The sequence below is a fragment of the Inquilinus sp. OTU3971 genome, assembly GCF_038440215.1.
Window position 1 is genome coordinate 1 of record NZ_JASATH010000091.1, and the last position, 12047, is coordinate 12047.

Here is a 12047-nt window from a genome sequence, read left to right on the forward strand (position 1 = left end):
AAATTCGATCCCAAAACCCCAGCAACTCAATGAGTTGCTGGGGTTTTGCTTTTAGGGCTCGGGAGGCGAGCTCAGCAAAATCAATCACTTGCGCCCGCAGGTCCAAATCACCCGCAACCACCGTCGGCATTCGCCAGAGGGCGGGGTCGATGCTCAGCGAACCGTTGCTTGATCTCCTGCCCTGATGCGGGCGTGGCATTGGACGCCGACTTACGACCGCATGGGCACAGCACATATGCCGACGATGTCGAAGCGCTCTTCGAGAAACTGGAGCGCCGATCCCGGAGGCCGGATGCAGTCATCCAGATTCTGATGATATCAAGCGACATCCGGAACTGGACCCTTGACGACATCTAAAACTGACCCCTGGTTGAGTTGGTGTTGAGCGGCTTATGCCCGGAGTCCACAGGGGGGACCCGCGCGGAGCGGAGCGCCGTCAGGCGCAAGCGGAGCGGAGCGCGGGGGGTGCCTGTGGGCCCCCGGGGATAAGCCGCGGGGGTGGGGGTCCGGGGGCGGGGGTAGAGCGGTGTCATGCGACCTGCTCCGGGCTGAGGGTTGCCTTGATGAGGCCGGCTCTGCGCTTCTTGCGCAGGCGGTAGCTGTCGCCGCGGATGGTGACGACGTGGCTGTGGTGGAGCAGCCGGTCGAGGATGGCGGTGGCGACGACGGGGTCGCCGAACACCGTGCCCCACTCGCCGACCGAGCGGTTGGAGGTGATCAGCAGGCTGCCGCGCTCGTAGCGGCGGGAGACGAGCTGGAAGAACAGGTGGGCGGCGTTGGGCTCGAACGGCAGGTAGCCGAGCTCGTCGATGATCAGGAGCTTGGGCTTGGCGTAGAAGGCCAGGCGCTCCTCCAGGCGGCCGTCGGCATGGGCCTTGGCCAGCGCGGCGACCAGCGCCGGGGCGGCGGTGAACAGCACCGAGTAGCCCTCGCGGATGGCCTCGCGGCCGAGCGCGATGGCGAGGTGGGTCTTGCCGACGCCGGGCGGCCCGAGCAGCAGCAGCGCGTCGCCATGGGCGACCCAGCGGCAGGCCGCCAGCTCGCGAACCTGCCCCTTGTCGAGCGAGGGCTGGGCGGCGAAGTCGAAGCCGTCGAGGTCGCGCATCGTCGGGAAGTGGGCGATCTTGCTGGCCATCTCGACCCGGCGCTCGTCCTTGCGGGCAACCTCGCGCTGGCACAGGAAGGCCACGGCCTCGCGCAGGGTCATCTCGCGCCGGGCCGCCTCGTCGAGAAGGCTGTCGAACTGGTCGCGGATCGCAGTCAGCTGAAGCCGGGTCAGCATCGCCATGAGCGCGTCGTGGTCGACCATCACCAGGCTCCCCCGGCCAGCTGCTCGTATTCCTGCAGCGGCCGCAGCAGATCGGCGGTCGGCGGCGGCGTTGGCGGCGGTGAAGCGGCCGGTCGCGCCCCCGGCCGGGCGGGCATGATCCCGGCGAAGTGCGCCGGCTCGACCAGCCGCTGACGTCGGCCGGCGCTCTCGGGATGGGCGGCGACCTCGCCGCCGCCATGCTGGATGCTGACCCGGCCGCCGGCAACCACCACCCGCACCGTCTCGCCGATCAGCCGCCACGGCACGCTGTAGGCATTGGTGTCGACCTCGACGCTGCAGTCCAGCTGGACCCGCCGGACCAGGTCGCGGACCTGGCGGAACGGCGGCCGGCCGTCGAGCGGCCGCAGCGCCCCCGCCTCGTCCCGGCGGAACCGCTCGACCGGCGGTTCGCCGGTCGTGCCGTGCTCGCGTACGTCGGCGATCTCGCGCATCCACCAGGCCAGGTGCGCCTCGAGCTCCGCCCAGCTGGCGAAGCTGTGCCCGGCGATGGCGTTGCGCTTGACGTAGCCGACGCCCCGTTCGTCCTTGCCCTTGGTCCGCGCCCGGTAGGGCGCGCAGGCCCGCGGCTTGAACCCCCAATACTGCGCAAAGGCCCGGAACCGCTCGTTGAAGCGCACCTCTCGGGTCTCTGCGTCGTGATGCTCGACCAGCGCCCGCGCATTGTCGACCAGCACCTCCTGCGTCAGCCCGGCGAAGTGCGCGAACGCACCCTCCAGGCCGTCGAACCAGGCCGCCTGCCGCTCGTGCCGGAACGCCTGGACATAGCAACGCCGCGAGTATCCCAGCGTCGCCACGAACAGGAACACCCGGCCGACCTCACCCCCGATCGGCACCCGCAGTTCGCCGAAGTCGATCTGCAACTGACGCCCGGGCGGCGTCTCGAACCGCACCGTCGCCCGGGCTTCGGCCTGCAGCGCCTGGCGCAGCGGCGCCACCGCCCGCTCCACCGTCCGCAGGCTCACCCGCAGCCCGTGCTCCCGCGCCAGATCCTGGCGCACCACATCGGCATTGCCCCGATGCCGCCGGAACCGCTCGGCCAGCCACTCCTCCAGCCCAGCCAGCGCCCGCGACCGGGCCGGCCTCCGGTACGCCGCCCAGCCTCCGGCTGCCACGTAGCGCTTCACCGTGTTGCGGCTGCAGCCGAACTCCGCCGCGATCCGCTTCGTTCCCCAGCCCAGCGACCACAGTCGCAACATCGCCGCGACCTCGTCCGGCGTTCGCATCCCTTCTCCCCGCAACACGTCCTGCTGCGGCGAGCTTGTCGTCCATTCTGCTGGCATCATGACCCTCCTGAGTGTCGCCAGGGGGTCAGTTTTCCCTGTCGTCAGGAGGGCAGTTTTCCATGTCGCCCGACAGATGAAGAGCGCTGTTTTCTCGCGATGCGTCGGTCGTCCGAGTGAGCGTTGAATAAGGGTGGGCGGTGCTTCGGGCGGACAAACGGGCAGAGGCGGTCCGTCGGCGCTTTCTCGATGACGACGCTCCTTGCGAAATCGTCGCCAAATACTCGGCGCCATTTACCGATGCTCTCGTCTCGATCGCTTTCTGCGTAGGCGTCATCGATCCAGGTTCGATAAGTGTGAATTTTCTCTCGAAAATTGGTGTATCGGTCATCATTCCATAGATCGCTTAATACCTCAGACGAGAGAACCGGATTGGCAACGATCGGTCTATATGGATTTGACTGCAGCCAATCGTCCAAGCGTCCGACAATGGTCTTCAGCGCTGTGGGTAGGTCTGCGAAGTCGTTCGAATTGAGGCTGTCCGCCCAGGTGATGCGATTGCCGAGTAGCGTCGTGAACAGGATCGAGGGGCAGGAAAAGGTGCCCTTAATATCGCGAAGATATTTCAGAAGTCTCGTCACCTTCCGAAGGCCATTGTTGCCAGTCCACCCGTTTCGTTCAATCAGCCACTCCGTATATCTTTTAGGCTCAGAAAGTTCGAATGCATCGGTGTTGAAATTGCAGACTTCCAGTCGCGTCACGCCACCTCGGTCGACGATGCATGGCGCGATGTCGATCTTGCGGTCGCCAACGTATTCGATCGTGACGCAGTGTGAGTAACGTCGGACCTTGTCTTTGTAGGTGGGGTGATTGGAAAAAACGGCACGGAGTGTTGAGAGATAGTCCTTGGCCGTCCAGCCATTAACTGGCTCGACGAAGACGAGAAGATCTGCGTCGAAGGCCCTGTCCTCGACAGGTTTGATAATGGTCTTGTGTGCCCACGACCCTTGTGAAATGAAGAACTTGACTTTTGGCGTCCAGTCGGATGCGCGCACCACACCCTTCAGGGTTTCGACGCTGTCCTCAAGTAGTGTGACTCGTGTGGCATTTAAGTTCACTATATCGGACATGAAGGTATTGAAATGATCTGTTAGTTTGATGCTTCATTTTTCTTCGGTTCAAATATTCAATCATATCAGGTTTGGCAATGCTGGGTTTTAATTGTAATCCCTGATCATTAATTGCAAATTAAATGCTGGGCCGCGGGCGTGTAAAGAAGCTTTTGCAAGCTTCCGGCGGGCATCGGCGGTTTTCGATGGCCCAGCGTGAGGCACTTGAGTGTGTCAATGGATGTCCGAAATGTAAATACAAATTTCGGACAAACCGAGATTGCCTTTGTCCGAAAAACGTATACACTCTCCGGACATGCGTGGCTCCAGTCTCGATCTCAAGTCCCAAATCGCCGGCCAGGTGGCGATGCATTCCCCTGCCCGTGTGTGGACGCCGACCGACTTTCTCAATATCGGCCCGCGCGATGCAGTGGACAAGGCGCTGCAGCGTCTGGCGCACAGCGGAAGCCTGCGCCGCATCGATCGCGGACTCTACGACCAACCACGGCTCAATCCACTGACCGGCAAGCCAGCCGCGCCAGATTATCGCGCGGTCATCGAGGCAATCTCCCGGCGCGACCAGACGCGGATGCTGGTCGACGGCATGACGGCTGCCAACGATCTCGGTCTTTCGGATGCCGTTCCGGGCCGAGTCGTGGTCCACACCGATGCGCGGCTCCGTCCTATCCGGCTGGACAACCTGACGATCACATTCCGGCCGACAGCACCGAGCAAGCTGTACTGGGCAGGGCGGCCGGCGATGCGCGTCGTCCAGGCGCTGCATTGGTTGCGCGAGGCTCTGGCAAAGCCGGACGACCGGGATCGGATCACAGCGCGGCTCCTCGCGATCCTCTCGGATCCGGCCCATGGTACTGGCCTTCGCGCGGATCTGGAGGATGGTTTGCCGACGCTTCCGGCCTGGATGCAGACCTTCCTTCGTGAGTTGTTGAAGCGGTCGGCCAGAGGACTGCAGGATCGACTTGAAGCGGATCTCCATCCGGATCACGAGCAGCATCGTGACGATTCTGACACCACCATTCGTTGGGGCCGGCGCCAGCGAGAGGCCGACCGATGACGCCAGGATTCTTCGATGTCATTGGGGCCAGCAGCCAGTCTAGGGAGGAACTCTATCTCTCCGCCGCCAACCGGCTCGGCACGACTGTGCAGAACGTCGAGAAGGACTTCTGGGTCTGTTGGACGCTCGACGCGTTGTTCAACGGATTGGCGCTAGATGGTCCCCGGTTGTTGTTCAAGGGCGGTACCTCGTTATCGAAGGGTTATGGCCTGATTGATCGGTTTTCCGAGGACATCGACATAACTGTGTTCCGAGAGGACATTGGCGAGCCCGCCACCATGGCAGAGCTGGAAGCCCTGAGCGGCAAAAAGCGCGTGGCCCGGCTTGAGGCGATCAAGACGGCGTGCCAGACTTAAATTCAGGAAACGCTTCTGGTGGCACTGACGGCGATCGTGGGCCGGACGATGCGCGAGACCGGCAGCGTCGGCCTTCGCGTAACGCCGGACGAGAGCGATCCAGACGGGCAGAGCCTGCTGCTCTGGTATCCGAGCGTCGCGGCGTCGCCCGGGAGCTATGTGCGGCCAGCAGTAAAGATCGAGTCCGGCGCAAAATCAGCCCTCGACCCGCACCGGCCGATCGACATCAGACCATACGTCGATGATGACCTACGAACACCGGGCGCGTTGACTGTTAGGACAGTGACAACGGTGGATCCCGCGCGCACCTTCTGGGACAAGGTCGTCATCCTCCACGGGCTGCGCCGATGGCACGAGCGTCGCGGCGAGCTGCGCGGCGGCGGACAGCGCGTGTCGCGGCATTACTACGACGTCCACCGTCTCCTCCGATCCGAAGTGGGGATCGCCGCCGTCACCGATCTCGACATGGCCGCGGATTGCGTGAGTCACGCGCGCATGTTCTTCAATCGGCCGGATCTCGATCTGGCCTCTGCGGCACCCGGGACGTTCGCGCTGGCGCCGCACGATGGCATGGTGGCGGAGCTGCGGCGTGACTATGCTGCGATGGCGACGATGATCTTCGGCGACATCCCTGCCTTCGACGAGGTGATGGCGAGTGTCGCCGATCTGGAGCGAACGGTGAATGAGCGCTGACCGTGGGACTACTCGAGAGGGCCTGCTGGGATAGCGGCGCCTTCGATCCGACGGCCCGTTTCAGGGCATGGCGCCAAAATGGCACCGGGTCCGGCGCCCATGGCGCCATGAAAAAAGATGTGCAGACAACGACTTAGGCGCCGGCGTGTGCCGGTGCTTTATCTTGCTATCGCGCGGCCCCTCCCGCCGCCAACCGCCTCACGCCCGCCTACCTACGATTCCTCGAATCCAATCTATCGGTCGCCAGGCGCCAGAAACTGGAGAGCGGCCGGTCCGATCGACCGCTCCCCGAGGCCTCGATCGGGCCGCTCAAGCGCCGTTTCGGAACGCGTTTTCGGCGCTCGGGAGGTCGTCGAATTCAAGCATTATGAGCATCATCTGAAGCCTCCAGGAGCGGTCGACAACGCAGGTCGCGACGCGATATCGGGAGCGGAAAAACTCAGGATCCGCACGAGATCGGAGCCCTCGAACTCGTCGTCGTCGAAGCTCTCATAGGCGCCGAGATCGCGTTCGGCGATGCGGCCGTCCCAGACGAACTCGCCCAGTTCGGCCCCGACGAACCGCTCGACCACGGTGTCGAGTCCGTCGGGTCCGAACTCGATTTCGAGGTCATGGACGAGCTGCGGGAAGCGGTCGAACGAAGCGTGCGGATGATCGAATTGGCACATCGGTTCCTCCATCATTGAGCCGTCCTCCTCGTCGAGGACATGTCTCAGGAGCAGCCGGCGGAGGCTCCGTCAGGGACGCCGAAGGCGCCGCGGAGCGGGGCGCGGGGGAGCCGAATTGCGGAGCAATTCGGGGGGGACCGCGCATCCTTGACGGAGGCTTCGCCTCCGGCTTGGTGCACGGGGAGGCTGGCCCGAGTTCGCTGTGTGGCGGATGATGGTGGCGACGATCAACGGCAGAGGCGGCGACGGTGACCAGGCATCGGAGCGGGACGAGGCGGGCTCGGTATGCGGTCCGGAACTGGCCGGCCTATGACCGAGCCCTGATCCGCCGTGGCGAGCTGTCGATCTGGATCTCGCCGTCGGCGCTTGATGCCTGGCGCGGCGGTGGCGGCCGGCTCTATTCGGATGCGGCGATCGAGGCGGCGCTGACGGTCCGGGCGGTGTTCCGGCTGGCGCTGCGCCAGACCGAGGGGTTGGTCGGCTCGATCTTCCGCATGCTCGGTCTCAGCCTGCCGGTGCCGGACCACACCACGCTGTCGCGCCGCGGCCGCCGTCTCGAGACCGATCGCCGGGCCGATGCGGGCGACGGCGTCGACCTGGTCATCGACAGCACCGGCCTGCGGCTCTGGCGCCGGGGCTCGCCACCCGGCCGGACCGGCTGGCGCAAGCTGCACGTTGCGATCGACCCGAACACCGGCACGATCCTGGCAGAGGCGCTGACCGACGGCGATGTCCATGACACCCAGGCGGTGCCGGGGCTCCTGTCGCGGATCGACGGCCGGATCGACCGGGTCTACGGCGATGGCGCCGGCGATCGACGCCATCAGCGTTGTCCAGGGCGGCCGCACCAAGGCGGAGGAGGCGGTGGCGGCCCGGGCCGCTCGGGAGGCTATGATCCGAGACGAGACACCCGAAACCCGGGCCGTGCGGCAAGCCCGTGCAGCCGAGAGCGCCCGCGCCAGCGCAGCCAAGCCCCAGGCCGAAGAGCAGGGCACCAAACTGGGCTCTAACGCAGGCGGCCCTCGAATTCATCGCCGCCGCCCCCGCTCCGTAGTGTCGCGAGGGCCGCGCGCCGTTGATCTTGAAGGGCTCGACAGCAGGCGTTCGCCACACTGGTGCCTCCTACTTCATACGGACGACAGCGCACCGACAGGTCAGAATGGACAAGCCGGGACAGCGCCCATACCCTTCGTCAAGCTAGAAATTGCTAAAAGAGGTTAAACGCCGTGGTCGACGCGTCCGCCTCGCGCGAGCGCGCCTATTCGTTCGGCCCTTTCCGCCTCCTGCCGTCTCGGCAACTCCTTCTGGAGGGGGAAAGGCCAGTGCGCCTGGGCAATCGGTCCCTGGCGATCCTGACCGCACTGGTCGAACGTCCCGGCGAGCTGGTCACCAAGGCAGAATTGATGGCCCGCGTTTGGCCCGGCATCGTCGTCGAAGAAGCCAATCTCAGAGTCCAGATCACGGCGCTGAGAAAGGCGCTCGGCGAAGGTCGGCCCGGGCATCGCTATGTCGCGAGCATATCCGGCCGCGGCTACTGCTTCGTCGCGCCGGTGGAGCCCAGCGAGTTGGGGCCGGTGGCTCCGACCGCCACCGGCCAACGCATGCACAATCTGCCACCTTCATTGATCCGGACAATCGGCCGCGCCGATACTCTCGGTGCGTTGCTCGGACGTCTGCAGCAGCACCGGCTCGTCTCCATCGTGGGGCCCGGCGGCATCGGCAAGACAACCGTTGCGCTCGCCGCAGCAGACACCCTGATGCCTGCCTATGATCATGGGATCTGGTTCGTCGATCTGGCACCGTTGCGCGATCCTCGACTCGTGCCGAGCACTCTGGCGTCCGCGCTCGGGCTGACAATTCGCTCACAGGACATCGTCAACGGGTTGACGACATATTTGCGGGATAAGCGGTTGCTGATCCTGCTCGACAATTGTGAGCACGTCATCGGAGCCGCAGCCTTCGTGGCAGAGCAAATCATGAGCGACGCTCCAGGCCTGCACATTCTGGCGACGAGCCGTGAACCGCTGCGGTCGAGGCAAGAATACGTGCATCGCCTGCCGCCGCTGGCGAGCCCGCCTCGCCGGTCCGACCCGACGGCTGCGGAGGCGCTCAGCTTTCCGGCGGTGCAGCTCTTTGTGGAACGCGCAACGGCCATCCGTGATGATTTCAAGCTCAGCGATGCTGAGGCGCCCATCGTTTCGGATATCTGTCGCAAGCTGGACGGGATCGCACTCGCGATCGAGCTCGCGGCTGCACGTGTCGATGCATTCGGGATCCACCAGCTTGCGGCTCTCCTCGACGATGGATTCCCGTTGAGGAACCTGGGCAGAAGGACTGCTCCGCCGCGGCAGCAGACCTTGGCCGCGACATTCGATTGGAGCTACGAGCTGCTGTTCGAGGATGAGCGCATCATCCTGCGACGCCTTTCCGTCTTCGCCAGCGATTTCACGCTCGAATCCGCCTGTGCCGTAGCGGCAGACGGCAAGTTTGCTGTCTCCGAGATCGTGGAGGGGGTGGCGAATCTGGTGGCAAAATCGCTAATCTCCGCAGATGTGAGCGGTTTCGCCACGCAATACCGCTTGCTCGATGCGACGCGCGCCTATGCCCTCCAGAAGCTCGCCGAGGCTGGAGAAATCAAACCCGTCGCTCGACTCCATGCCGAGCATCAGCGGGATCTATTGGCACGGGCGGCGGCCGAATTGGCGAAGCGTCCCGGCACCGACGGGTTGGCAGCTTACGGCCGCAACATCGATGACGTTCGCACTGCGCTGGACTGGGCGTTCTCTGCCGACGGAGACCGCTCTCTCGGCGTGTCTTTGACCGTCACGGCGATTGACCTATGGATGCATCTCTCGTTGTGGGCCGAATGTTGTTTGTGCATTGAGCGGGCACTCGCCGAGGAGCCGGGTCGAGTCCGGGAGAGCGACCGGATCAAGCTCTATGCCGGCCTCAGTGTAGCGCTGCGCCGCATCAATGGCCCAAAAAAAGACGTTGGCTCTGCCTGGATCAAAGCGCTTGAGATCGCCGAACGGATCAATGACGGTGAGCATCGGCTGCGAGCGCTTTGGGGGCTCTCCAGCTATCACCGCTCACGCGGAAGTCATCGAACGGCATTGAGGTTCGCAGAAATGTGTCGTGCTGCTGCGGGCGAAAGCGGTGATCCCGCCACTCAACTCGCGGCCGACAGGCTGATTGCTGGCGTGCTCTTCCATTTGGGAAACCACGACGACGCACGGCGCATCCTCGATCGCTACCTCGCGCAATACCGAGGTCCGGCTCACCCGGCGAACGATACCCGTTTTCCACACGATCAACCTGTCAGGGCGTTTGGAATTCTGTCCAACATTCTCTGGTTGCAAGGATACCCGGATCAGGCGTCACACACGGCGGAAATTGCCGTACGGGAAGCTCAAGCCAACCTTGGTGGATCGGCTCTCTGTGACGTTCTCATCCACTGGCCTCTCGCAGTCGCGCTATACGTTGGGGATTGGGTTGGTGCCGAACGCTTGCTCGTCATCATCAGAAAGAATTTGGCGAACCAGCCGCTGGATATCCACCACGCGACGGCAAATTGTGCAGAAGGCGTGCTGCTCATCCAGCGGGGCGATATCATTGGGATGCCGCTGCTGCGCAGGGCGGTCGATGAGCTTCGCGAGGCGGCGTTTCTCATGCGTCTCCCAGCGCATCTTGGCACGCTGGCACAGGGACTGATGCTGGATGGGCAGGCCGTGCAAGCCCGCAATGTGATCGATGAAGCGATCGAGATGGCCGGGCGAAATGAGGAGCGCTGGTGCCTGCCGGAATTGCTTCGCATCAAGGGCGAACTCCAGCAATCGGAGGAGCACTGTCGGCAGGCGGTTGACCTCGCGCGGCGGCAGGGCGCCTTGTCATGGGAACTTAGGGCGGCCACGAGCCTGGCCCGACTCTGGTACCGGAGCGACCATGTTGCGGACGCTCACGAACTCCTCTCCTCCGTCTACGATCGCTTTACGGAGGGCTACGAGACATATGATCTCAGGACCGCCGGCGCGTGGATCGGCAGGCTTCGGCCGCGTCTGGGTTGATGGAGCGTAGCAGGCCGTCTGCAACGATGCATGGCGCGTGAGCCCGGTCCGACAGCCTATCGGCCACCGTCTCGGTCGGCGCATCGGCCGTTACGGGAGGGAAGTATGCGGTAATCGCCGCTTCTCTGGCCAAGGACTTTGCCTCTCGACGCGCCAGCCGAACTGGGCACGATTTTATCGTTTATTTACCAAAGTAAACTCACTGCCATCCTGCGTTGTACGCATTATTCCGGCAACGTGTCATCGAGCGATGCCACGTCTTTATCAAAGCCCCTCGCCCTGAGGGTATTCGATCATGTCGCGCTTGGTGGAGCACCAAAATGAAGCGGCGCTTGTTGTGCTCCGCGGCGCGGAACGTCGCGACCACGCGGTTTCGATCCCAGTGATGCAGATCTGGCCCGACGCTGTCGGGCCGTCCCATGACGGACCCTACGTCGAGGTCTTCAAGATTGGCTTGAAAGGATCCAGCGATGCAAGCGTCGAGCGACCGTCACGATCCTGAGTATAACCATGCCGAGATCAGCCGAGCCATCGCCAGCATCGACACGGTCACGATGATGGAGCTGTCTCACGAGAACCGGCTCGCGACCCTGGGTTATCTCGCCGCCTCGATCACTCATGAGATGAAACAGCCCATTGCCGCAGCGGTGACCAATGCCATGGCTGGCCTGCATTGGCTCGACCGCCCGCGACCCGACTTGGACAGGGCTCGGGCGGCTTTCGATCGCATCGTCCGCGACGGCAATCGCGCGAGCAACACGCTCGGCCGGATCCGCGCCCTGATCAGGAAGGCGCCGCCCCAGACCGATCGCCTGGAGATCAATGAAGCGATCCTCGAGGTGATCGAGCTCACCTGTCGCGAAACGACGAAGAACGCGGTCTCGGTGCGGACAGACCTCGCGGATGGTTTGCCGCTGATCGAAGGCGATCGGGTCCAACTGCAACAAGTTGCCCTCAACCTGATCATCAATGCGGTCGAAGCCATGAGCGGGGTCAGCGCGGGAGCACGAGAGCTGCTGGTCAGCACCGGTCGGACCGAAACAGGCGACGTGCGCGTGACTGTGCGGGATTCCGGCCCGGGCGTCGACCCGGACAGTGTGAACCGGCTGTTCGAGGCCTTCTACACAACAAAGCCCAGCGGGACGGGCATAGGCTTGGCGATCTGTCGCTCGATTGTCGAGGCGCATGGCGGCCGGCTGTGGGTCGAGACGAACCAGCCGCAAGGAGCCGTCTTTCAATTCACCGTGCCGGCGGCCTAGCTGCGCCGCTTTGGCAGGGCACCACTCCTGCCGGGCACGTCGGCACCCGCGGGCGAATGGTTCGCCGGCGGCTCGGCCAGCCCGGCTGTGTCGATGCCTGTTGCGGCGATCGTCATGGAAGCCCCTCTGTGCTTGGCGGTCGTTGAGGCAGCCACAGGATGGCGTGCATCCCGACACGTGTCGCGATCGCAAGGACGTCCGGACCGCCTGCAGTGCCAAGCGATCGCCGGCTGCGCACCCGGGCTTTGCCAGCGCTGAGTTGGCGGCAAGGGG

Annotated in this window: 8 protein-coding genes and 1 pseudogene; 5 read left to right on the forward strand and 4 right to left on the reverse strand. The window is 64.1% G+C overall.

Translation table 11 applies throughout. The annotated features are described in order from the left end of the window. Nucleotides 1-529: 529 nt before the first annotated feature. Genes istB through AAHM41_RS21875 form a run of 3 tightly spaced genes read right to left on the reverse strand, consistent with a single transcriptional unit; the run spans nucleotide 530 to nucleotide 3710 of the window. Nucleotides 530-1309, reverse strand: a complete 780-nt coding sequence (istB, locus tag AAHM41_RS21865; RefSeq protein WP_342238700.1) for an IS21-like element helper ATPase IstB — start codon at nucleotides 1307-1309, stop codon at nucleotides 530-532. Further along, entirely contained in the window at nucleotides 1309-2610 is a 1302-nt protein-coding gene (gene istA, locus AAHM41_RS21870) for an IS21 family transposase (RefSeq protein ID WP_446719473.1), read from the reverse strand. The genes istB and istA overlap by 1 nt, the downstream gene beginning before the upstream one ends. 44 nt (nucleotides 2611-2654) lie before the next feature. Further along, nucleotides 2655-3710 (reverse strand): SMODS domain-containing nucleotidyltransferase, encoded by a 1056-nt coding sequence (locus AAHM41_RS21875; RefSeq protein WP_342238722.1) that lies wholly within the window; start codon nucleotides 3708-3710, stop codon nucleotides 2655-2657. 235 nt (nucleotides 3711-3945) lie between these two features. Between AAHM41_RS21875 and AAHM41_RS21880 the strand changes: the two genes are divergently transcribed. Together AAHM41_RS21880 and AAHM41_RS21885 are read left to right on the forward strand one after the other, a co-directional pair. Continuing rightward, on the forward strand, nucleotides 3946-4734 hold the full coding sequence (locus AAHM41_RS21880) for a DUF6088 family protein (protein ID WP_342238701.1): 789 nt from the start codon (nucleotides 3946-3948) through the stop codon (nucleotides 4732-4734). Continuing rightward, nucleotides 4731-5783, forward strand: a pseudogene (locus tag AAHM41_RS21885) (nucleotidyl transferase AbiEii/AbiGii toxin family protein). The gene AAHM41_RS21880 and the pseudogene AAHM41_RS21885 overlap by 4 nt, the downstream one beginning before the upstream one ends. A gap of 374 nt (nucleotides 5784-6157) precedes the next feature. Here AAHM41_RS21885 and AAHM41_RS21890 read toward each other — a convergent pair. After that, nucleotides 6158-6466, reverse strand: coding sequence for a hypothetical protein (locus AAHM41_RS21890; protein ID WP_342238702.1), 309 nt, complete (start codon nucleotides 6464-6466; stop codon nucleotides 6158-6160). A 233-nt stretch (nucleotides 6467-6699) separates the two neighbouring features. Between AAHM41_RS21890 and AAHM41_RS21895 the strand changes: the two genes are divergently transcribed. The 3 genes from AAHM41_RS21895 to AAHM41_RS21905 all read left to right on the forward strand — a co-directional run bounded on the left by AAHM41_RS21895 (nucleotide 6700) and on the right by AAHM41_RS21905 (nucleotide 11774). After that, on the forward strand, nucleotides 6700-7461 hold the full coding sequence (locus AAHM41_RS21895; protein WP_342238703.1) for an IS5 family transposase: 762 nt from the start codon (nucleotides 6700-6702) through the stop codon (nucleotides 7459-7461). 216 nt (nucleotides 7462-7677) lie between these two features. Continuing rightward, entirely contained in the window at nucleotides 7678-10515 is a 2838-nt protein-coding gene (locus AAHM41_RS21900; protein WP_342238704.1) for an ATP-binding protein, read from the forward strand. A 470-nt stretch (nucleotides 10516-10985) separates the two neighbouring features. Next, the gene (locus AAHM41_RS21905) at nucleotides 10986-11774 is read left to right on the forward strand and encodes a sensor histidine kinase (protein ID WP_342238705.1); all 789 of its coding nucleotides are present in this window, start codon (nucleotides 10986-10988) and stop codon (nucleotides 11772-11774) included. Nucleotides 11775-12047 lie beyond the last annotated feature (273 nt).

Coding starts and splice junctions, on each gene's coding strand:
- istB (WP_342238700.1), bottom strand. CDS start 1,309: ATGGTCGACCACGACGCGCTCATGGCGATGCTGACCCGGCTTCAGCTG.
- istA (WP_446719473.1), bottom strand. CDS start 2,610: ATGCCAGCAGAATGGACGACAAGCTCGCCGCAGCAGGACGTGTTGCGG.
- AAHM41_RS21905 (WP_342238705.1), top strand. CDS start 10,986: ATGCAAGCGTCGAGCGACCGTCACGATCCTGAGTATAACCATGCCGAG.
- AAHM41_RS21890 (WP_342238702.1), bottom strand. CDS start 6,466: ATGATGGAGGAACCGATGTGCCAATTCGATCATCCGCACGCTTCGTTC.